Genomic DNA, 21,678 nt, shown 5'->3' with positions numbered 1-21,678 from the left:
CGGCATGCCGCAGCGGTTCGACCCGAACGATCGATGCCCATTCCTTGACCCGACGGCTGGGTCTGATCATGCGACGACAGGAGAACGTCTCGGAACCCGTCTCGGGCGGTGTTCGCCGTGGCACCCGACGGTGAGACCGAAGAACTCCATCACGCAGCGTTTCTGGTCGAATTTCACCCTTTCATGCTGATAGATCCAGGTGATCCTCGCAGCGTGGCATTGCTGTGGTCATGCTCGGGTGTGCGACGTCCAACGAGAAGCCCAGGGGAGGAGGTGCCAGCCGTGGCGATCAGCCCTACAACGAGCGGAGATGTGCCCGCCACTTCGGATGGCGCGTCAGGCGGTCTGGCTTCGTGGATCCGCGAGAGCGGCGGGTTGGACCAGGCGATGACACGCGAATTGAGTGGGCTGCGGTTCGCGTTCTACGGCCGGGTCTCCACCGAGGACCAGCAGGACCCCGCCACCTCGCGTGCCTGGCAGCTGCTACGCGCCGAGTCCCTGGTCTCCGGCCACGGCCGGGTTGTCACGGAGTTCTTCGATGTCGGCCACAGCCGCTCCCTGCCCTGGGCCCGCTGGCCCGAGGCCGCCGCGCTCCTCGCAGCCCTCACCGATCCGGACCGGGGTTTCGACGCCATCGTCATCGGCTCCAGCGAACGCGCCTTCCACGGCAACCAGTTCACTGTCATAGCCCCGCTGTTCGAGCACTACGGGGTTGCCGTGTTGATCCCGGAACTGGGCGGCGCGGCCGATCCGGCGATCGCCGGCCACGAGGAACTGATGGTCCTGCTGGGCATCCTCGCCAAGCGCGAGGTCACTCGCGCTCGGATACGGGTCCGCTCCGCCATGACGGTTCAGGCACGCGACCAGGGTCGCTATCTGGGGGGACGGCCACCGTACGGGTATCGGCTGGTCGACGCGGGGCCCCACCCGAACCGGGCATGGGCTCTGCGTGGGGTGCGCATCCGGCGTCTGGATGTCGACCCGGAGTGCGGGCCGATCGTGAGGTGGATCTTCATTCAGCGCCTGGGAGGCCACAGCATCGCCCGGATCGCCAGGGCCCTCAACGACACGGCCATCCCGGGCCCTTCGGCTGCCGATCGCGACCGCACCCTCACCGGAGCGGCGAGCGGTGGAATGTGACCACGGTGCGGTCTGTGCTGGCAAACCCCCGTTACGCCGGCCGTCAGGTCTGGAATCGCCAGCGCACCGACCATGAGCTGATCAACCCGGACAACACCACCCTCGGCACCCGGGACGTCATGCGCTGGAACAGGCCCGAGGACTGGGCCATCTCCAGCCACCAGGAACACCCCGCGCTGGTGACCGAGGCCGACTTCGTCGCCATCCAGCACATCCGCGCCGCCCGCGAGACCGCGCCGGGCCGCACCTACCAACTGGCCGGAATCCTGCGTTGCGGTCTGTGCGGTCGGCGTATGGACTCCCACTGGGCGCATGAGCGCCCCCGCTACCGCTGCCGGCATGGTCACACCAGTGCCACCGCCGATCGAGGCCGACCACGCAATGCCTACCTTCGCGAGGACCGGGTCCTGGCCCACCTGCCCGCTCTTCTCCTCCGGCTCGCGATTGGCTCCCACGACCCGGACGCGACGCCCGCATCGCCGGGCAGCGGCCAGGTGGCTTCTGCCTCCGGCGCCGTCGAGCAGCTACGCGCCAGCGCCCTCACGCTGACCTACGACCCGGTGGGCAGGACCCTGACCGCCGACACCGAACAAGCAGAAAGGATTCTGATCGGCTGACAGCCCGCCCAGACGAAACGATGAGCTGAGGACGCTGCGGAACGACGAACGCCCGCACCCGGCCGAAGGCCGGGAACGGGCGCCGATCCACGCTGCCCGGAAACCGAGCACCGTGGGATAAGAGTGTGTCCGAGCTGTGTTGACCCATGCGCACATGCCGCTGCTGCGCGGGCAACGGGCACTGCCATAGCGGACTCGTTGCGGCCAGCCACAGTCCCACTACAGGCATGGTGCCCGCGTGGCAGGCGACGGGCAATGGGGGCAGCTCGGTTTCACCCGTTCGAGTGGGCTGGACGGGTCGCTGACCACCCGGCAATTGGCCTCACTTCCTGGCGGCGGTTGTATCAGCCACGGGAGGAGGGCTCGCGGCGGGAGGCGACGGTGTTCAGGGGGCCACAAGCGTGGTTTGTCATGGCGTCGGCTCAGCCGTCAGGATGTTCGGACATAGCGCAGAGCGGGAGGAACGTGCCCGGTATGGCCCGAGTGACAGTCAAGGTGCCGAGGCAACGAGCCCTGCCGCCGCTGGCACCTCCGGAGGCTGTCTCGTGGACTACAGGGCTGTTCGATGGTGGTTGGGCCGCCGTCTTCCTGCCCGAGGAAGTGGCCCGTCATGGACGGTTGTTCCTGTGGCGGCCCGCCGGCGCCCAGGCCGCTGCGGCGTCGCGGCCCGCGGTCGGCGTCGACGCACGCTCGGTCGAGCTGGTACTGCCGCATGGGCGTTCGGTGCGCCGCCGTGCCGTCCCGGGCTTCGCGGTCGAGGTCGCCGTGGCGCTGCCCGCGCTGCTGACCGCCGACCCCGGTCACCGTCACCCCTCCGTCGGCGCGTGGGCGGGCGCCGCGCGTTTCGCCCTGGCACTGCTCGGCGATGGCCGCCTCTATCCGGGGCTCAGCTCCGAGGGGTACGACACGTGGCGGGCCGGACCGTATGAGGCCGGGCACCGCCGGGCCCTAGACGAGTTGGTCGCATCCTTCCCCCCGCACGCCCACTGTCTGCCGCAGCCGGGGCCCGCGCCGCTGCGCATCGCCGAGCCGGCCCCGATGCTGCGGGCATTCTGCGACGCGGTGGCCGACACGCTGGCCCGCACGCCTGCCGCGCCGCTCGCGGTCGGTGAACTCCCCTATGTCTGGCGGGAAGTCCGCCCGCTGCCCCAACTGCGCTCCTGGGCCGAGGAGCTGGAGGCCTCGCTCGCCGCCGATGTCTCTGTGTCGCTCCGGGTGGACCCACCCGAGGGCCGCCGAAAGCAGTTCCGTGCCGTGCTCCAGCTCCACACCGCACAGGACCCCGCCCTGGTGGTCGAAGCGGGCCAGGCATGGGCCGATCCTTCGGCGGCCCAGCGGCTGCTCGGCCCGCGCGCCGAGACCGAGATGCTGCTGGCGCTGCGGCGCGGCGCCCGCGCCTGGGAGCCGCTGGGCCGGCTGCTCCGGGACGCCGCTCCCGACCAGTTGCGGTTGACCGACGACGAGGCGCTTGAGCTGCTGGGCGATGCCACCGACACGCTGGGCGCGGTCGGCATCGCCGTGCACTGGCCGCGCGAGCTGGTGAAGGCACTCACCGCGCAGGCGGTGATCGGGCAGCACACCGCCCCGGGCAGCACGGTCGGCGGTCTGCTCGACGCGGACTCGCTGCTCGAGTTCAGCTGGCAGATCTCGCTGGGTGGCGAGGAGTTGACCGAGGCCGAGATGGACGCCCTGGCCGAGGCGCGCCGTCCGCTGATCCGGCTGCGCGACCAGTGGGTGGTCGCCGATCCGCGCCTGGTGGCCCGCGCGAAGCGCCGGCGGATGGAACCGCTCAGCCCGATGGATGCGCTCACCGCCGCCCTGACCGGGGAAGTCGAGCACGAGGGCGAGCCCGTTCCCTGCGCGGCGGTCGGCGCGCTGGGCGAGCTGGTGGCCCGAATCCGCGACCCCGAGTCCAGGGCGCCGGTCGCGCAGCCACCCGCACTCAGGGCCACGTTGCGCGACTACCAGCGCCGGGGTCTGGCCTGGCTTGCGCAGATGTGCGAGATCGGGCTGGGCGGCTGCCTCGCCGATGACATGGGGCTCGGCAAGACCATCACCCTCCTCGCCCTGCACCTGCACCGCCAGGCCGACCCGGGGACGGCCGGACCTACCCTGGTGGTCTGCCCGGCCTCCCTGCTCGGCAACTGGCAACGCGAGGCCGAGAAGTTCGCACCCGGCACCCCCGTGCGCCGGTACTACGGCGGCGGACGGCACCTGGAGGACCTGGCCGGCGGCGAGATCGTGCTGGTGACGTACGGGGTGCTGCGCCGGGACCGGGAACGGCTGGCCGCGGCCGACTGGTCCCTGGTCGCCGCCGACGAGGCCCAGCACGTCAAGAACCCCTACAGCACCACCGCCCGCCAACTGCGCGCCCTGCCGACCAGAGCCCGCGTCGCGCTCACCGGTACCCCGGTCGAGAACAACCTCTCCGAGCTGTGGGCGCTGCTGGACTGGACCACGCCGGGGCTGCTCGGCTCGCTGCCGGCTTTCCGCGAACGCCACGCACGGCCGGTGGAGTCCGGCGAGGACGCAGGAGCAGCTGAGCGGCTCTCCCGCCTGGTGCGGCCCTTCCTGCTGCGCCGCAAGAAGACCGACCCCGGCATCGCCCCCGAGCTGCCGGCGAAGACCGAGACCGAGCGGATCGTCCAGCTCAGCACCGAACAGGCCTCGCTGTACGAGGCCATGGTGCGCGAGACCATGGAGCGCATCCGCGAGAGCGAAGGCATCGCGCGCCGCGGCCTGGTGCTCAAGCTGCTCACCGGACTAAAGCAGATCTGCAACCATCCCGCGCAGTACCTGCGCCAGGCCGGACCGCTCAACGGGCGCTCCGGCAAGCTGGACATCCTCGACGAACTGCTCGACACGATCCTCGCCGAGGGCGAGTCGGTACTGGTCTTCACCCAGTACACGCAGATGGCGATGCTGATCGAACGCCACCTGACGGACCGCGGGATGACGCCGCTGTACCTGCACGGCGGTACCCCGGTGGCCCGGCGCGAGGAGATGGTGGCCGCGTTCCAGGCCGGCGAGAACCCGGTCTTCCTGCTGTCGCTCAAGGCGGCCGGTACCGGGCTCAACCTCACCCGCGCGACCCATGTGGTGCACTACGACCGCTGGTGGAACCCGGCGGTCGAGGACCAGGCCACCGACCGCGCCTACCGGATCGGACAGGACCGTCCGGTGCAGGTCCACAAGCTGGTTGCCGAGGGCACCGTGGAGGACAAGGTGGCCCGGCTGCTGGAGGGCAAGCGCGCTCTGGCCGAGGCCGTGGTCGGCTCCGACGAGGTGGCGCTGACCGAGCTCGGCGACGATGACCTGGCCGAACTGGTGACCTTGAGGAGGCAGCCATGACGTCGGCCCGCCGAGCACCCACCCGCGGCGCCCGCGCGTTCGCGGCCACCTGGTGGGGCCAGGCGTGGGTGACCGCGCTGGAGGACTCCACCTTGGACTCCGGCCGCCTGGCCCGAGGCCGCACCTACGCCCGCAAGGGCATGGTCGGCGCGGTCGTGGTCGCACCCGGGCAGATGAAGGCCCCGGTGCAGGGCAGCCGTCCCAAGCCGTACCGCTCTTCCGTGCACGTTCCCGTACTGACGGACGGTCAGTGGGACACCCTGCTCGCCGCGATCGCCGCGCGGGCCGGGCATGTGGCCGCGCTGCTGGACGGCGAGATGCCCGTGGAGCTCGTCGAGGACGCGCGCAGCGCGGGCGTCCCCCTGCTGCCCGGGTCCGCCGAGCTCGACCCCGAGTGCTCCTGCCCCGACTGGGGTTACCCGTGCAAGCACGCCGCCGCGCTGTGCTACGCGATCGCCGCGCGTATCGACGACGATCCCTTCGTGCTCTTCGCCCTGCGCGGACGCGACCGCGAGCAGGTCTTCGCCGCACTTCGGGAGCGGCGGGCGAGCGAGCTGCCGACCGCTCAGCAGGTCCCGGCCGGGGTCCCGGCCGCTGCCGCGTACGCGCGCTGGGCGGAGGCGCCGCCCAGCCTGCCGGGGCCGCGCCTCCCCGAGGTCCGGTCCGCGGCGAGACCTGTGGAACCCCGGCTGCCGGTCGATCCCCCCGCCGACTCCGGGCTCACCCGCGCCGATCTCGAACGCCTCTCCGCCGACACAGCCGCCCGCGCCCGAAGGCTCCTCACCGGAGACCACTCCTGGCTGGCGCTGGCCCAGCGCCAGGACGCGGTACGCCTCACCGCCACCCAACGCGACCCCGGATGGTTCCACGCACTGCAGGCCGGTACCGGACTGCGCCCCATGGAGCTTGCCCGGCTCACCCGAGCCTGGCGCCACGGCGGCGCGGTCGGGATGGCCGTCGCCGAGGAACCCGGCCCCGCCGACCCGGCCGTCATGGCCTCGGCCCGCACGGCGGTGGCCGAGGCGCTGGCGGACATGGCCCCCGAGAAAGGCTCAACACCGCTGCGGGCCTGGCGCAACCGCCTCACCCTCGGCGACACCGGCCTCCAACTCCGCCTCGGCCCGGACGGCCGCTGGTACCCGTACCGGCACGAGAACGGCGATTGGTGGCCTTGCGCCCCGGCCGAAACCGACCCGGTCGCCGCCCTCACCACCGCCTGGGAACGCTGACTCCAGGACGCCGGACGTCTGCCTCGCCGTCCGCTCAGGGGATGGCGAGGAGGCCACGCCTGGTGGGATGGCGCGGGCGGCGCTCTGGTGGCCGAGCGGCGCGGTCCGGGTAGCCGACCCGGGCGGGGTGGGCCTCCGCCCAGGCCACACCCGACTACAGCGGGCCGATGGCCGGCTCCCAATCGGCCACCATCGCACTGTTGATCGACCGGCCGACCGAGGTGCAGGCGAGACGGCTGCACTAGGCGGGTGGACATCACTCCAACACAGCCGCCTTGCGCAGCAGCACGGACCGCTCACGGACGTTGCGGCACAGCCGGGCGGCGAGCTCCAGCTCGGCCCGGGCCTCGGCGGTCCGGCCGAGCCGGACCAGCAGTTCGCCGCGCACGCTCGGGAGCAGGTACGACCCCGACAGGCGGCCGGAGGCGACCAGTTTGTCGACCATGGACAGCGCCTGTTGCGGTCCGCTCGCCATCGCGACGGCCACGGCCCGGTTGAGCTCGACGACGGGGGAGGGAGCCACGCGGCCGAGCGCCTCATACAGGAGCACGACACGCTCCCAGTCGGTCTCCTGCACCGAGGGCGCCGTCGCGTGGCAGGCGGCGATTGCAGCCTGCAGGCCGTACGGTCCAAGGCCCCGCCCGACGGCCGAGGCCCGGCCGAGCGCCGCCAGACCACGACGAATCGCCGACCGGTCCCACAGGCGCCGGTCCTGATCCTCCAGGAGCACCGCCTCCCCATCGGGCCCGGTACGTGCCGGAAAGCGCGCGGCGGTGAGCTCGAACAGCGCGAGCAGCCCGTACACCTCCGGCTCACCGGACAGCAGGGCGGACAGCATCCGGGCCAACCGAAGAGCCTCGTACGCGAGATCAGGGCGCAGCAGCCGGTCGCCGGTCGTCGCCGTCGAGCCCTCCGTGAAGATCACGTACAGAACGCTCAGGACCCCGCCGAGCCGTCCTGGCCGCTCCTCGGACGGCGGCAGCTCGAACGGCACGTGCGCCGCGGCAAGCGTCTTCTTCGCCCGGGTGATCCGGGCCTGGACGGTCGGCACTGGCACGAGGAACGCCCGGGCGATCTCCTCACTGGACAGGCCGCCCACCACGCGCAGCGTGAGCGCCACCCGAGCCTCAGGCGCGAGCACCGGATGGCAGGACGTGAACATCAGCGCGAGGACATCGTCGTCGACCCGGTCGGGATCCCACGGCAGGTCGTCCGGCCGGCCGGGCGCGGCCACCGCGCCCGAGCTGAACTCGCCCTCGACCAGCTGGCCCGCCAGTATGGCGTACCGCTCGTCGAGTGCCGACTTGCGACGGAAGGCGTCGATGGCCCGCCGCCGCGCGGTCGCCAGCAGCCAGCCCACCGGGCTGGTCGGCGCACCGTCGCGCGACCAGGTGACCAGTGCCTCCGCCAGCGCCTCCTGCGCGACATCCTCAGCGAGCGCGAAGTCCCCGGTATAGCGGGCCAGCGCACCGACGATCCGTGCCGACTCGGCCCGCCAGACCGCCTCGACGGCCCGCCGCGCCGACTCGGCGCTCGGCGGGCCGCCGGCGGCCGCGGGCGTCAGATCTGGCCGGTCTGCTCGCGCCACGCGCGCTCCTTGATGATCCACTCGTTGTCCTGCGGGAACTCCTCGATGCCCGGCACACGACGGATCTCGCACTTCGAGCCGGGGAAGGCCGGGAGTCGCTTGGCCCACTCGACCGCTTCCTCCTTTGACGCGACGTCGATCACGTAGAAGCCGCCGAACAGTTCCTTCGTCTCGCCGTAGGGGCCGTCGGTGACCACCGGGGTCTCCCCGCTGAAGTCGACCACCACGCCCTGGGACGGGTCGTCCAGGCCCTCGGCGGCGACGAGCACGCCCGCCCGGATCAGCTCCTCGTTGAACCGGCCCACCGTCTCGAGCATCTCCTCGAAAGGCGTCTCCATCATCTTCGCGACGGACTCGTCCGTGCCTCGCATGATCAGCATGTACTTCGCCATCTTCCGTCTCCTTGATCGGGGGTCGCCTCTCGGCCCTCTCCACCCCAGGTCGAACAGCGCAGCCGCAGATCGACACGGCAGACGAACATGGACCATCTTCTTTCCGACAGACGCCTTCGTCCCACGCCAGTGCGAACACGTCCTCGATCGCAGCCCGAAGCTCCGCGACCTCGGGGCCGGCCGCACCGTTGGACCCGGCAGCACGGCAGCACGGCAGCACGGCAGCACGGCAGCACGGCAGCACGGCAGCGATGGAAGGCGAGAGGAAGTGGCGTGGGGAGGGTGGGGAATCCAGGCGAGCAGGTCTGATCATCCCTGAGCATGGGGTGGGGATTTTTCAACGAGCCCCATCAACGCCAGGCGAGCTGCTCGCCCCACGGGGCGTCCTCCTTGGGTTTGCGCGGTGGCGCGCTCACCCGGTCGGGGAACTCGTCGAGCTACGGCGGCCACTCAGCGTGCCCCGCAGCGGCGCTCTCCGACCCGTCCGCCTCCCAGACATCAACGACAACATGCGCAGGGCGCATCGGTCCCGGATCGTCCCTGCCCTGCCTCACGGCCATGTCGGCCAGGAACTCGGCATACGCCTGCGCGGACCCATCGAAATCGCCCTCAGCGTGCTCACCATGCCGCGTGGTGATCTCCACGTCCTCTGTCGACAACACGCGCACACGCGATCTGTACTTCGCCATCTCGTCCTCCGGCGGGGTGCCCCTCCTCGACCGTAGGGCCGGGGTTCGCGAGCTGCTCGGCGAGCTGTGTCGTTCACGCGCCTGGCTTGTCCCATTCCACACGCGCCACCGCATGCGGCGGGAAGGACACCCGCCCCCCGCCAGCGCGCTCGACGTGCACCCACCCGCGCTCGTCGATACGGACACTGCCCTTCACCGACTGCTCGGCCGTGACGCCGGGATTGACGTGGTCCGCCGCATGGACCAGATGCACTGTTGCGGGGTCCGCCTGAAGATCTGCCATCACCCGATTGTCAGAGCCAGACCATGAGACCGCCACCCGGGGCGCGGTAGGCGATGGCGCCGAGCGCTTGCTCAGTCCCAGGCGCACGAGCGTCGGTTATGGCCAATCTGCTCTCGCGTGAGGCTCCTGCACGGCCTGCCTTCCCTCCCAGACCTCCACCTCGATCTTCTTCGGGGAATGATCGCTCAGTGTCCTCGCAAAGTAGTCGCGGAGGTTGCGGGCGACATCCTGAGCACTGTCTTCACTACGGAACGGGTAGGGCACAGGATTGCCATCCTGGCCACTCCTGCGGCCGTGCTGATCAGTCACGTACAGGAGCCACGTGTATTCCGGCATGGAAACCTCCTTGGCGCCTCCCCCGCCAGCGGCCTGCTACTGCGGCCACCCAGCGTGCCCCTCGGGGCTTCCCTGGCCGTCCGGCTCCCAGACATCGGCAACAACACGCACGGCACGCATCGGCCCCGCATCGTCCTGGCCTTGCTTCAGAGCCCTGTCGACCAGGAAGTCGGCGTACTCCTGAGCGGACCCATCGAAATAGTCGGTGTACGGCAGAGCTGGCTGTGTGACCGTTTCGATGCCCTCTGCCGAGAGCATGCGCACTCTCCATCTGTATCTCGCCATGGCGGCCTCCGTCGGATCATGCCTCATCTCGACCGTACGACCATCGCGCTGAGGTGGCTCGGCGGATGCCGGCGGTGTCAGGTGCCTGCCGATCTCTCACCGTGACCGCCTCGTACGGGCTGCTCCGGTCGTTTCGGTGCAGCCTTCTTGGCAGTCGTCTTCCGAGCCGTGCTCTTCTTTGCGATTGCGCTGGGCACGGAACCCGTCCGTGTCGGCGGCCCCCACCGCTCACCCCACCCCCGACCAGCGGAAACCGCTATCCGGACCTCGATCTCCTATCGCTTGGCGTAGTCCGCGAAGCCCCGCCAGTCGATGACGACACACGGCTCATCGCCGACGATCCAGCCATCGTGGCCGGGCGGACAGATCACGAAATCTCCCGGTCCGTACTCCATTTCCTCGCCGTCATCCATGACGATCTTCATGCGGCCGGAGATGAAGTAGCCCATGTGGGCGGCCTGACAACTCTCGGTCTTGGTGATCGGCTTGACGTGCTTGGACCACTGCCAACCAGGTTCGAATACCGCCCGGCCCACAGGCCCCGCATCGAGGTTGACGAGAGCGAGCTCGCCCTTGCCCTCTTCGAATGGGCGGACTTCTTCGGGCGTATCCAAGCTCTTACGGACGAGACCAGCTATGACTGAGCCTCCCAAGTTGATCTTTGCCTTACGTTCATCGTCCCGGTCGGACAAACCCGCACCACCGGCATCTGCGCCCTCTCCTGGACTGCGCCATCAGCCTGAGCCGCCTACGGTGAGCACCATGAGCGAGCCCGACCTCACCCCAGCCGCCCAACAGCTCGCCAACGCCTACGCCCACACCGTCATCCTCATCGGTCGCTGCGGCGAAGCCACCCACGCAGCCGACTGGGCCACGCTGGCCGAACACGCCGACGCTCTCAGCATCGCAGCCGACGAACTCTCCGCCGCAGCCAGTGCCGTCACCCGCGACCCCACGTCCACGAGCCCCACGGAGTTCCATGAAGTGGCACGGGAAGCGATCCGCAGAATGCTGGCCGAACGATAGCCCCCAAGCACCCCTGAAGGGTCCTTACTGTCGGTACGGCGGTTGAGCTGCGATTTTGCGGGCGAGCGTGTTCTGGGCAGGACCGCCGGTCGTTGGTCTTCGACTGCTCTACTTGATCTCCTGCCGCGTGCTGGGCTGGCTGGCCCTGCTGGGCCGTTCCTCCGCCTGAACAACGCCGAGATCCTCGCCCTCCGCCACGGAGTCTCGGTACTGCGTCGCGAGGTGTACAGGCCGCAGATGTCCTGGGCGGACCGCGCTGTGCTCTCCGCAGTGGCCGGCCAGCTGCCGCCGGTGCTGCGTTGGCATCGGCTCGTTACTCCGGGCGCTGCTGTCCTGGCACCGGTATCTGGTGCGCTGGAAGGGCGAGCCACCGGCCAAGCTCGGCCGTCCGCCACTGCCCGAAGAGATCGCCGCGCTCATCAGGCGCCTGGCCAGGGAGAACCCGACCCTGGGGCCACGTCAGGATCCAGGGAGAGCTGCGGCAGCTCGGCCACTGGGTCGCCGCAGCCACGATCCGCCGAGTCCTGCGCCGCCTGGGCCTGCCGCCCGCACCCCAGCGGGTCGGTCAGTAGAGCTGGCGGACCTTCCGGCATACGCAGGCTCACACGCTTCTCGCCTGCGACGTCATGCACGTGGACACTGTCTTCCTCCAGCGCCTGTACGTCTTCTTCGTCATGGAGATCAAGATCAGGCGCGTCCACGTCCTCGATGTCACAGCACACCCCACAGGGGGAGTGGGTGGCCCAGCCCGCCCGGATCCTGCTGATGGGCCTGGGCGATAGAGCCGGCGACTTCCGGGTCCTCATTCGCGACCGCGACGCGAAGTTCACCACCGCCTTCGTTGCCGGCGTCCTCGCCGGCAACGGCACGACGGTGATTCCGGCCCGCCGCAGAGCCCGCGCTCGAATGCCTTCGCGGAACGGTGTATACGCTCCGTGCGCGCCGAATGCACCGACCGCCTCCTGATCACTGGCGAACGCCACCTGTGCGCCGTGCTCGGCCAGTACGCCGAGCACTACACACCGGAACAGCCCACCGCAGCCTCGACCTGCGCGCCCCGGATGACGAACCGAACGTCATCACCCTGCCCGCTACCGCGGTCAGGCGCCGCCGAGTGCTCGGTGGCCTGGTCAACGAGTACGCCGCCGCCTCGATCAGCCCGTCTCACGGCTCACATGAGAAGCCGATATCAGGCCTGATCGGCGTTTTGAAACGGTATAGGCAGGGTGGGCCGGTGTTGATCGACGCCCTTTTCGACGATGGTGATCTGGACGCGGCGTGGGAGGCCGCTCCCGGGCGGGCCGGTACTAGGAAGTGGCTGACCTCGGCTGACCAGGTGCGCGAGAGTCGGCCAGCGGAGGCGCCGGAGGCGTACCGCCGCAGCATCGCGCCGCTCAAGCAGGTCACTGGCGACGGCAACTCCAGGAGATGGCACGGTTCCTGCTGCAAGTCCGTTCCTGCCAGCGGGCGCTGGAAACGGAGACGGACTTCTCGGACTATCTCGCGGCTCTTCGTGCCGACCAGAAGCGCAAGCGCAATCTCATGAAGATCCTTGACCAGCATGGCCTGTGACACCTCGGCAGTGCGAGGGTCGCCGGAGTCGCAGTGTCGACCAGACGAGTACGGGCCCGGACGGGTATTCAGCTTTGGAGTCATTCGTCCGGGTTGACGGTCTCGCGGCCCAGGACGGCGTCCTCGGTGTGGCCATGCTCGGAGGTGCGACATGGGTCGTCGACCTGCGGAAGGTGTCGGCCGTAGCTGTGAGGCTTCGGGGAGAAGGTCGGCAGAGGATGAGTCAAGTGCGTTGATCGGTTGGGTCCGTGGGCGCGGCAAGCAGCCGTCGCGGGCGAAGCCGTCCGAGCCGGGCGGCTTGCGGTTCGCGTTCTACGGCCGGGTCCCCACCGAGGACCACCAGGACCCGGCCACGTCCCGGGCCTGGCAGCTGCAGCGGGCCGAGGCGGTCGTGTCCGGGCACGGGCGGATCGTGGCGCAGTACTTCGATATCGGCCACAGCCGGGTGCTGCCGTGGGCGCGCCGGCCGGAAGCGGCCGCGCTCGTTGCGGACCTAGCCGACCCGGACCGCGGCTTCGACGCCGTCATCATCGGCTCCAGCGAGCGCGCCTTTTATGGCAACCAGTTCACGGTGATGGCCCCGCTGTTCGAGCACCTCGGGGTGGCACTCTGGGTGCCCGAGCTGGGCGGTGTCGTCGACCCGAAGATCGCCGGGCACGAGGAGCTGATGGTCCTCCTCGGGATCCTCGCCAAGCGGGAGATCACCCGCACCCGGATCCGGGCGCGCACCGCCATGTTCGTCCAGACCCGCGACCAGGGGCGGTACCTGGGCGGGCGGCCGCCCTATGGCTACCGCCTGGTCGATGCCGGCCCCCACCCGAGCCGGGCCTTCGCACGCCGCGGACTGCGCTTGCAACGCTTGGACATCGACCCGCACACCGCTCCGATCGTGCGCTGGATCTTCGCCCAGCGTCTCGCCGGGCATGCCATCGCCAGGATCGCCAGAGCGTTGAACGACTCCGGCATCCCTTGCCCCTCCGCCTCCGACCCGGAGCGCAACCCGCATCGCGACGGCCGACGGTGGAGCGTCCCGACGGTGCGGGCGCTCCGGCCAACCCTCGCTACACCGGCCGACAGGTCTGGAACCGCCAGCGCACCGACCACGACCTGATCGACCCGGAGAACACCGCGCTCGGCCACCGCGACGTCATGCGCTGGAACACCCCGGAGGCCTGGGCCATCTCCCAACACCAGGCGCACCCGGCGCTGGTCACCGAGGCCGACTTCGTCGCCGTCCAGCACATCCGTGCCGCCCGAGAAGTAACACCGGGACGCACGTACCGGTTGGCCGGGCTACTGCGTTGCGGCCTGTGCGGCCGGCGGATGGACGCCCACTGGGCCCACCAGCGCCCCGGCTACCGCTGTCGGCACGGCCACACCAGCGCCTCCGCCGAACCCGGGCGGCCGCGTAATGCCCACGTGCGCGAAGACCGGGTCCTGGACCACCTGCCCGCCCTCGTCCTCCAGATCACTGCTTGCGACTACGGAGTGACCGTCGCATTATCGCCGCCCAGCAGCACCTCGCCGCCCACCGCCTTCGAGGCCGTCGAGCACCTGCGGATCAACGGCATCACGCTGGCCTACGACCCGGCGGCCAAGACCCTGATCGCCGACACCGAACGAGCAGAAAGGATCCTGATCGGCTGAACCCCCGTCGCCGAGCGATGAGCTGAGGACGGTGCGGAACGACGAACGCCCGCACCTGGCCGAAGGCCTGGAACGGGCGCCGATCCACGGTGCTCGGAAACCAAGCACGGTGGGGAAAGAGTGTGTCCGAGGCCCGACACAAACCATTTCCCCACATGCGTTCTCGCTGGTCAGCGACCTGCAGCTCGATCCGCCAGCGCCCCAAGGCGCGGAATCTGAGGCTGACTAGGGGGTGCTGGGGTTGCTCCTGGCGTGGCCTCCGACTCCTTCTACTGGGCTGCTCGCCACAGGTGAAGAGCTAGGCGCGGACTTCACTCGTACGGGTGGCGACGGGGAGGAGCTGGAGGACGGGTGGCCGCCCACGGGGCGGGCGGCGCCACAAGGGCTGCCATTGCCCGAAGTGATCCTGCGCGGTGACAGCCTGCTGTTCACCCTGCGTAGCCAGCCGGGCTGGGCCGATCGGGCGCCGGGTCCTGTGGGCAGAGGCAGCCTGGCTGGACTATGGGTTCTGGCACCCTGCGCCTGCTGTGCGGGCCCGGCGGGGACCGCTACGACCCCCGTCAGTGGTGGCCCGTCCGCTTGGCCCGGCGCCCCCGAACCTCTGCCAGACGGATGCTGGGGGTTACTCCCTTGAGACCGGCGGGGCACCGGCCGGTGCGCTGAACGGCAGCAGAATCTGGAGCACTGGGGCACCTGAGGCATGCAAGATCGCGCCAGCAGAGATCTCGGCCACGACGCTCCTCACGCCGAAGCCTGTCGAGCCCACTCGGACCGATTCGTATACCTGTTGCCGCCCTGACTGGCACGATAGGCCGCCGGGTGGTCCGCATCGGCGACGGTGCCGAACAAGGAGTGGTGCGTGGGGGCATCGTTGATCAACAACCGCTTTCTGCTGCTACCTCAGGCTGCTCGCGCAGGCGGTCAGTCTGAGGTTCGCAAGGCGGTCGACACCAGTAGCGCGGACGGGCACTTTGCCGCTGTGAAGCTGCTCAAGCAGCGTGACGACGAGGTCATCGAGATATTCCTGGAGCGCGAGACCAGGTCGCTGAAGGCTCTTCAGCACCCGAACATCGTGCGCATGCTCGACTCCGGCTGGGAGCCGACGCTGGGCCGGTACTTCATCGCGCTGGAGTGGGTCGACCGGAGCTTGAAGGACGAGCTGACTGCGGGAAGGCCAATGGGATGGCCGTCGTTCTTCAGCCGCATCGGCAAGCCCCTCGCCCAGGCTCTCGCGTACGCGCACGCGCACCAGATCGAGCACCGCGACCTCAAGCCGGGCAATGTCCTGATGGCCGAAGACGGCACCCCAAAGCTTGCGGACTTCGGTATCGCGAAGATCCGTTCAAAGGCCGAGATCACTGACGAGACGGTGGCCGGGTTCCGCTCGAACCTGTACACGCCACCGGAGCAAGCGGACACAATCCCATACGTGCGGGACGTCTACGGCTTCGGGGTCCTGGCCATCCAGCTCCTGTCGGGCGGCCGTGCGGCCGACTACCCCGACCTGGCCCCGGTCCTCGACGACCTCGACCTGGCAACCGAGTTTCGGACGATCCTGCACTCCTGCATCGACTTTGACCCGAAGAAGCGGCCCGCGAACGCCACCGTCCTCGAACAGCGGCTGCTGGAGGCAGAGCAGGTCTGCGGCAACCGTGCCGCCCGGCAAGCCAACTTTCTGTGGCTGAAGATGACCCGCCGCGCAGCGCAAGCCATCACCTCCTCCGCCGAGAACGCCGAGAACGCCGAGAGCGCCGAGCCCGACTGGCAACAGGCGAAGACGCAGTTCCTTGAGGACCTATCCGGCGCGGTCCACGTCGACTACGGCTACAACCCGCAGACCGAGCAGGTCGACAAGCAGACACTGCGTGTATTCGGCCGGTCCTGGTTCCTACGGCTGGTCGAGGACGAAGAGCAGAGGGACCGGTGCGTGATCGTCTCCGCGGAGGCCAGAGCGCCGGAGTGGATGGCCAAACGGCGCGAGCGGGCTGTGCTGCTGGGGCCAGTGGTCACCTGGACCTTCGACGACCCGGGGGAGGACCCCGCCTATGACGGCCTAACTCTGCTCCTGGATCGCCTCGAGGAAAATCTCGCGGTCAGATCGGAGACAGACAAGGCTGTCCAAGAGCACAACCTGGGCGACCTGTTCGCCGGTTGGCGGCGGCTGTTGGAGGCGCGCGAAGAGGTCGCTGCCGGGGGGCGCCAGACCCTGGAGTACGACCAGGTCAGCGGTACCGGTCGCAGCCGCGAGTTCCGCCTGGCCGTCCCGATCGACGCCTCCCTCGTCGGCGAGGAGTGGTCGGTAGCGGCGTACCCCCACAGTCGGCCCGTCGACCGCGGGGAGGTGACCGCGCAGACCGACGAAAAGCTGGTGCTCCGCTTCGCCCGGCCCGGTGTCCTGCCAACCCGCGGGGTACTCCTACCCTTCCTCGGGCCCAGCCAGGGCGCCTTGAACCGCCAACGCGACGCCCTCTCGAACGTGGCCGCCGGCCAGACCGCCAACCCACAGCTGCGCGAGATCATCGATAATCCCGCCGCCATCGCCGCGGCCCCACCGGCCGATGTCACGACCTGGTTTCGCCCTGACCTCGACAAGAGCAAGCGCGAGGTCGTTGCCCACTCGCTCGGCACACAGGACCTGCTGCTGGTCGAAGGGCCTCCCGGCACGGGCAAGACCACCGTCATCGCGGAGATCGTCGAGCAGACCCTCAAGCGCAACCACAACGCACGCATCCTCATCGTCAGCCAGACCCACATCGCCATCGACAACGCGCTTCGGCGCTTGGAGGAAGCCGGCATCAGCGGCCTGGTCCGACTCGGGCGCCCCGACGACCCCCGCGTCGCCGAGAGCGCACAGCCGCTTCTGCTGGACAGGCAAGTCAAACGTTGGACCCAGGGGGTGAGACAGCGCGCCGAGCGGCACCTTGACGGCATCGCCGCACGCAACGGCCTGGAAGGCCATCACCTCAAAGCAGCCCTGCTCCTGGAAGAACTGGCCTCCGTCGCCGCCAACCTCGCTCACGTCACCAGCCTGCTCGACACGCTCACCAACCAGCCCGCCCCCGACCGCACGACCACGGCACGCGAACTCGGCGAGGAGATCGTTACTGTCCGCGCCCGGCGCGACCAGCTGACCGACCAGCGCCGCGAGCTGTACACCGAGGCGCAGCGCTTCCTGATGGGCGAACTCACTCTGCGCGAAGACCTGACCACCGCCGAAGCCCGCGACGCGGTCGAAGTACTCGTCGGATCCGCCGGCATCGGCCAGGAGCTAATGAAACTGCTTCGCCTGCAGGGCGAGTGGCTGCAGCGAATCGGCACCGACCAGAACCTCATCACCGCGTTCCTGCGCACGCGGCAGATCGTCGGCGGCACCGCGCTCGGGTTCCTCGGCCACCCAGCCGCACGCGACCTCGAATTCGACCTGTGCATCTTCGACGAGGCGTCCAAGGCCACCGCCACCGAAGCCCTCGTGCCCCTGGCAAAGGCTAAGCGGTGGGTGCTCGTCGGTGACACCAACCAGCTCCCACCGATCGACGAGGACATCCTGCGTGACCCGAAGCTCATGGCCGACCACCAGCTGATCCCCGAACTTGTCACCACCACCCTGTTCGACTACCTGGCCCGGCACTCCACCTACCCCGTCAAGCACCTGTTGCGCGAGCAGTACCGCATGACACCAGCCATCGGAAACATGATCTCCACCTGCTTCTACGACAAGAAGCTCCTGTCGCCGAACGACCATGCGCTCCCTGGCTATGACCAGATCAACAAGCCCGTTCTGTGGCTCGACACTTCGAATCTGCCCACCCGGCGCGAGTCCGAGCGCAGCGCCTCCGAGACCAGCCTGTCCAATCGCGTCGAGGCGCAGCTGGCCATCCGCCGCCTGGAAGTGATCGACCAGGCGCTCGACAAGCAGATGATCAAAGCGCCAGGCGGCCGGAAGCTGGAGGTCCTGGTCATCGCCCCCTATGGGCGACAGGTGGAGGAGCTTGGCCGACGCGTGGCCTCCGTCAAGTTCAAACACCTCACCCTCGAGGTCTTGTCCGTCGATGCCGTCCAGGGCCGTGAATGTGACCTGGCCGTCTTCTCGGTCACCCGCAGCAACACCCGCGGCGAGTTCGGCTTCCTCGGGCAGCCCTACTGGCGACGCATCAATGTCGCGCTATCGCGCGCCCGCTTCGGCTTGATCGTGGTCGGCGACGCCGCCTTCTGCCGCAGCAAGCCCGGAGCCCTGCGCGACGTGCTCGACTACATGACCAGTCACCGAGAAGACTGCGAGGTCCGCGATGCCTACCTTTAACCAGGACAGCCTCCTCGCCGTCCGTTTCCACAACGCCCGCCCCGGCCTTGAGCTCGTCGCCATCGTCGACGCCGGCTTGCCCGTCGCCCTGGTCACCGCCGATATCCTCGCCCAGGACCGCAAACGCCTCCCACTGCTCGACGAGTTCGTGCTCCGCCTGGTCAACGGCAAGGTCACCACCGAGTCTGCGATCACCGGCCTGTTGGGCCTGCCTGAGCGCATGGTCAACCAGACCGTCGCCGAGCACTTCTCGGCCGACTACCTCACTTACTCTCTGCCCAGCCCAGCAACCGACCCCCGCAGCCGAACGCTGAGACTGACCCCCCGCGGGGAGCAGACCACACGCGAGCTGGCCGCGATCACCCCAGTGAGGGCCGACCAGCCCTTGGTCTACGACCAACTGCTGTGGCGGGCAAAGCCCTACGACCGTCACACCCTCATCCCTCGCCATCAGGCCAAGGACGACGGCATGCTGCTCCTGCCGGCCGCGCATGACCGTGAGGTGGAACTCGCCGACGTCTCCGCAGCCGATATCAACGCACTATTGCGCGAGCGGGGGATTACTGACCGGGATGTCCTGCAGGTGCGTGCCGTTTTCCAGGCCAAGGCCCGCCGGGTGATGCCGGCCAAGGTCCTGGTATACGCGGACGCCGACCGTACCGACATCCAGCTCGGCGTGGTCGTGGACGGAGAGTTCAGCCACGCCCACGAGCTGGCCCTGTTGGGACGAGGAGGCGCCAAGTCCCTTGGCATCACCGTAGATCCGGCACCCGAGCGGCCTGTCCTCGAACCCGAACTGGAAGAGGCCCGGGTCCCACTGCACGAGATCACCCAACGGCGGGCCGAGCAAGCCGCCGCCCAGTTCGGTGATCCCGCGCCCACGTCGGCCGAGCCGGCCGTAGCTGCCGTGCCGGAGATCCGCGCGATCGGTGTCTTTGAGCACCCCGAACTCCTCGACGAAGCCCTCACCCAGGCCCGGCACCGGCTCCTGCTGATCTCCCCGTGGATCAAGAACGCGATCATCACTACCGAATTCATCAGCAAGCTCGAGAAACGGCTCACCCGAAACGTCACCGTCCATATCGCCTATGGCTACGGGGAAAACGACACGAAGTCAGATCCGGCGGCCGTCCGCAGGCTCGAGAACCTCGCCGCCCGCTACCCGGACAGGTTCATCTTCGCCCGACTGAAGAGCACACACGCCAAGGTCCTTGTCTTCGACGACGTGTGGGTCACCACCAGCTTCAACTGGCTGTCCTTCCGCGGCGACCGAGACCGCACGTACCGCATGGAAGAAGGCAACCTGGTCCGCAGCCAGCAGCACACCGACGCCCAGTACAGCCGCTACCTTCAACTGATCGAACAGCAACGCAGGTAGAGCGTCCCTCCAGCGAACGAACGGTGTAACTTCAACCGCCGCCGACACTCGGCCCGGACCGTAGCCAACTAACTGGTGGCCCCGGACCTGACGCATTGTCACCTGGGGCGGTCGCTGCTTGAGCCAGCCCAGGCACGCGGAAACGGCCCGCCACTCAAGCTGACGATCCGTCATGCAAGATCGAGGCTAGCGCTCCCAGTCATCGATGATCGGAGGAAAGTCAACCTCATGCCAGGGGCGGATCCATTCTTGGAGGTAGCGCACGTCACTTGACGAAGGCACTGGATCAGCTTCCACCAAGCGGACAAGTGAGGGCATCACTACGGCATCGCCCAGAAGCAGGGCCTCACCTGACGAGAGCATCGGCAGCGACTCGGTAAGAGGGCCGAGCGAGTCGGGGATTAGCCGCTTTACGTAGTTCTGGTCCTCCGGGTTAGTCAGACGCATCGCCAGAAAATTGCTGCATTGCGAGAAGATTGTCTCGGAGATCTCAGACGGACGCTGGCTGACAATGGCCGCCGTAATGCCATACTTGCGGCCCTCCTTGGCGATCCGCTCAATAGCAGCACGAGCCGCATTGTATTTGGCGGGTCCGCCCTTCGGAACGTACTTGTGAGCCTCCTCGTACACCACTAGCAGAGGAGTGTCCGTCTTCAACTCAGGATGCGTCTTCTTGTAGTAGTAAGCGTAGTCGAACAGCAGTCGGGAGATAAGAGAGACCGTGATACTCAGTACCTCGAAGGGGACGCCGCTGAGGTCGATGACGGTAACGTTGGCTGAGGAGCCATGTGTGTATCCGGTGAACTGTCGCAAGGTCTGCTCGAGCGTACTTTTCCTTGCTCGATCGCCGAGCAGGAAGTCGAGCCGCCGATCGTGACGCCGATTTTCCAGGCGGGTGAGAAAGTTGTCCAGCTTGCCGAACAAAGGGCCTTGCTTTTGTTGGCCATTGCGAGATCCATCGACCATCTCCTCGTTCTTGTCACGAATATCCTGCAACACCTTGTCGATGTCGAAGTAGACGGGTGAATCGTAGTGAACAAGATCACGACGCGTGGAGTCATTGAAGTTCTCGCGTCGGTTCTCGGTGACGCCCCGCTTCAATACGGCGATCTGATTGTGCGACTGCTCTTCGTTGCTCTCGATGAACAGATCCTGGAGCTCTTCCGAACTCAGTAGCCAGTAGGGCAGGGTGAGAGTCTCGACATTCAGACGGTTCGCATTCGGGAAGGCGGTCTGATACTCGCTGTGGATATCGAAGATTACGATGTGACTGTTGTTGAGTCGGTACTCACCGTGTTTCTCGTGGTTGCGGAGGTCGATGGCTTCCTGAATAATCCTTGCAGTGGCGTGGGATTTTCCCGAGCCGGTTGATCCGACGATCGCGATGTGCCTGTTGAAGAACTTGTCGCCGTCCACGGGAACTTCGACATGGCGCTCGCGAGCCAGATGTGCGAACAGGAATCGCTTTTCTTTTGGGATGGTGTCATAGACCTTCTGGACGTCCTTCTGAGTGGCAACTTCGACCGACTTTGGTGGAATGGCGATGCTTCCGCCGCCGCGCTCAAAGGTTCCGTCTGAGTCGAGAAATCCCAACGGAACCGCCTCCACGATGTACACGCGCCGTCGGCTCTCTTCGTCCAACGAATCATTGGACGGTGCAGATTTTAGCTCGATTGAGAAGCTCTCGATAATGGCGATGATCGAGCAGTCGTTGCTGTCAAATACCCGCAGGTAGGAGCCGACCTTCACAGGCTCACCGCCGGAGAGTTCAGAAATGTCATTGACCGCGATCTTGATTCGATCGGGATATACAGCCACTACCTCTGCACTGGACACTTCAAGCTC

The 21,678-nt window shown here is 68.1% G+C and carries 17 protein-coding genes; 11 read left to right on the top strand and 6 right to left on the bottom strand.

The annotated features are described in order from the left end of the window. The first annotated feature begins 282 nt into the window (after positions 1-282). The 4 genes from FB465_RS36725 to FB465_RS05910 all read left to right on the top strand — a co-directional run bounded on the left by FB465_RS36725 (position 283) and on the right by FB465_RS05910 (position 6,337). Positions 283-1,140 carry a recombinase family protein gene (locus tag FB465_RS36725; protein WP_246192532.1) on the top strand — a complete coding sequence of 286 codons (858 nt, stop codon included), beginning with the start codon at positions 283-285 and terminating at the stop codon, positions 1,138-1,140. A 14-nt stretch (positions 1,141-1,154) separates the two neighbouring features. Beyond that, positions 1,155-1,757: a recombinase zinc beta ribbon domain-containing protein gene (locus tag FB465_RS36720; RefSeq protein ID WP_246192531.1), complete on the top strand. Its 603-nt coding sequence runs from the start codon at positions 1,155-1,157 to the stop codon at positions 1,755-1,757. 474 nt (positions 1,758-2,231) lie between these two features. Further along, positions 2,232-5,108 carry a DEAD/DEAH box helicase gene (locus FB465_RS05915; RefSeq protein WP_145788223.1) on the top strand — a complete coding sequence of 959 codons (2,877 nt, stop codon included), beginning with the start codon at positions 2,232-2,234 and terminating at the stop codon, positions 5,106-5,108. After that, positions 5,105-6,337 carry an SWIM zinc finger family protein gene (locus tag FB465_RS05910; protein ID WP_145788221.1) on the top strand — a complete coding sequence of 411 codons (1,233 nt, stop codon included), beginning with the start codon at positions 5,105-5,107 and terminating at the stop codon, positions 6,335-6,337. Before FB465_RS05915 ends, FB465_RS05910 begins: the two co-directional genes overlap by 4 nt. Before the next feature lie 256 nt (positions 6,338-6,593). Here FB465_RS05910 and FB465_RS05905 read toward each other — a convergent pair whose 3' ends face one another. The 5 genes from FB465_RS05905 to FB465_RS05885 form a co-directional block, all read right to left on the bottom strand. Further along, entirely contained in the window at positions 6,594-7,925 is a 1,332-nt protein-coding gene (locus FB465_RS05905; RefSeq protein ID WP_145788219.1) for an RNA polymerase sigma factor, read from the bottom strand. Next, the gene (locus tag FB465_RS05900; RefSeq protein WP_145788217.1) at positions 7,898-8,317 is read right to left on the bottom strand and encodes a YciI family protein; all 420 of its coding nucleotides are present in this window, start codon (positions 8,315-8,317) and stop codon (positions 7,898-7,900) included. The genes FB465_RS05905 and FB465_RS05900 overlap by 28 nt, the downstream gene beginning before the upstream one ends. A gap of 762 nt (positions 8,318-9,079) precedes the next feature. Next, positions 9,080-9,289, bottom strand: a complete 210-nt coding sequence (locus FB465_RS05895; protein WP_145788215.1) for a hypothetical protein — start codon at positions 9,287-9,289, stop codon at positions 9,080-9,082. A 372-nt stretch (positions 9,290-9,661) separates the two neighbouring features. Continuing rightward, on the bottom strand, positions 9,662-9,883 hold the full coding sequence (locus FB465_RS05890) for a hypothetical protein (RefSeq protein ID WP_145788214.1): 222 nt from the start codon (positions 9,881-9,883) through the stop codon (positions 9,662-9,664). A 302-nt stretch (positions 9,884-10,185) separates the two neighbouring features. Continuing rightward, on the bottom strand, positions 10,186-10,548 hold the full coding sequence (locus tag FB465_RS05885) for a cupin domain-containing protein (RefSeq protein ID WP_145797163.1): 363 nt from the start codon (positions 10,546-10,548) through the stop codon (positions 10,186-10,188). 124 nt (positions 10,549-10,672) lie between these two features. Here FB465_RS05885 and FB465_RS05880 point away from each other — a divergent pair, with 124 nt between their 5' ends. The 7 genes from FB465_RS05880 to FB465_RS05860 all read left to right on the top strand — a co-directional run bounded on the left by FB465_RS05880 (position 10,673) and on the right by FB465_RS05860 (position 19,833). Continuing rightward, positions 10,673-10,936 (top strand): hypothetical protein, encoded by a 264-nt coding sequence (locus tag FB465_RS05880; protein ID WP_145788212.1) that lies wholly within the window; start codon positions 10,673-10,675, stop codon positions 10,934-10,936. Between the two features lie 738 nt (positions 10,937-11,674). Continuing rightward, positions 11,675-11,902: a hypothetical protein gene (locus FB465_RS36715; protein ID WP_246192530.1), complete on the top strand. Its 228-nt coding sequence runs from the start codon at positions 11,675-11,677 to the stop codon at positions 11,900-11,902. Between the two features lie 462 nt (positions 11,903-12,364). Beyond that, positions 12,365-12,508, top strand: a complete 144-nt coding sequence (locus tag FB465_RS35615) for a hypothetical protein (protein ID WP_170290432.1) — start codon at positions 12,365-12,367, stop codon at positions 12,506-12,508. 232 nt (positions 12,509-12,740) lie between these two features. After that, positions 12,741-13,619 (top strand): recombinase family protein, encoded by an 879-nt coding sequence (locus tag FB465_RS37425; protein WP_281292324.1) that lies wholly within the window; start codon positions 12,741-12,743, stop codon positions 13,617-13,619. Beyond that, entirely contained in the window at positions 13,529-14,155 is a 627-nt protein-coding gene (locus tag FB465_RS37420; protein ID WP_281292323.1) for a recombinase zinc beta ribbon domain-containing protein, read from the top strand. Before FB465_RS37425 ends, FB465_RS37420 begins: the two co-directional genes overlap by 91 nt. 859 nt (positions 14,156-15,014) lie before the next feature. Then, positions 15,015-18,455: a serine/threonine-protein kinase gene (locus FB465_RS05865; protein WP_246192529.1), complete on the top strand. Its 3,441-nt coding sequence runs from the start codon at positions 15,015-15,017 to the stop codon at positions 18,453-18,455. Beyond that, positions 18,442-19,833, top strand: coding sequence for a phospholipase D-like domain-containing protein (locus FB465_RS05860; protein WP_145788210.1), 1,392 nt, complete (start codon positions 18,442-18,444; stop codon positions 19,831-19,833). Before FB465_RS05865 ends, FB465_RS05860 begins: the two co-directional genes overlap by 14 nt. Positions 19,834-20,019: 186 nt before the next feature. Here the strand turns inward: FB465_RS05860 and FB465_RS05855 are convergent, their stop codons facing one another. Continuing rightward, positions 20,020-21,669: an ATP-binding protein gene (locus FB465_RS05855; RefSeq protein ID WP_170290505.1), complete on the bottom strand. Its 1,650-nt coding sequence runs from the start codon at positions 21,667-21,669 to the stop codon at positions 20,020-20,022. Between the last annotated feature and the right edge of the window lie 9 nt (positions 21,670-21,678).

The organism is Kitasatospora atroaurantiaca (genome assembly GCF_007828955.1).
In the GTDB taxonomy this organism is placed as follows: domain Bacteria; phylum Actinomycetota; class Actinomycetes; order Streptomycetales; family Streptomycetaceae; genus Kitasatospora; species Kitasatospora atroaurantiaca.
The sequence above is the reverse complement of the archived record's forward strand: the minus strand, read 5'-3'. Positions and strand labels throughout refer to the sequence as shown.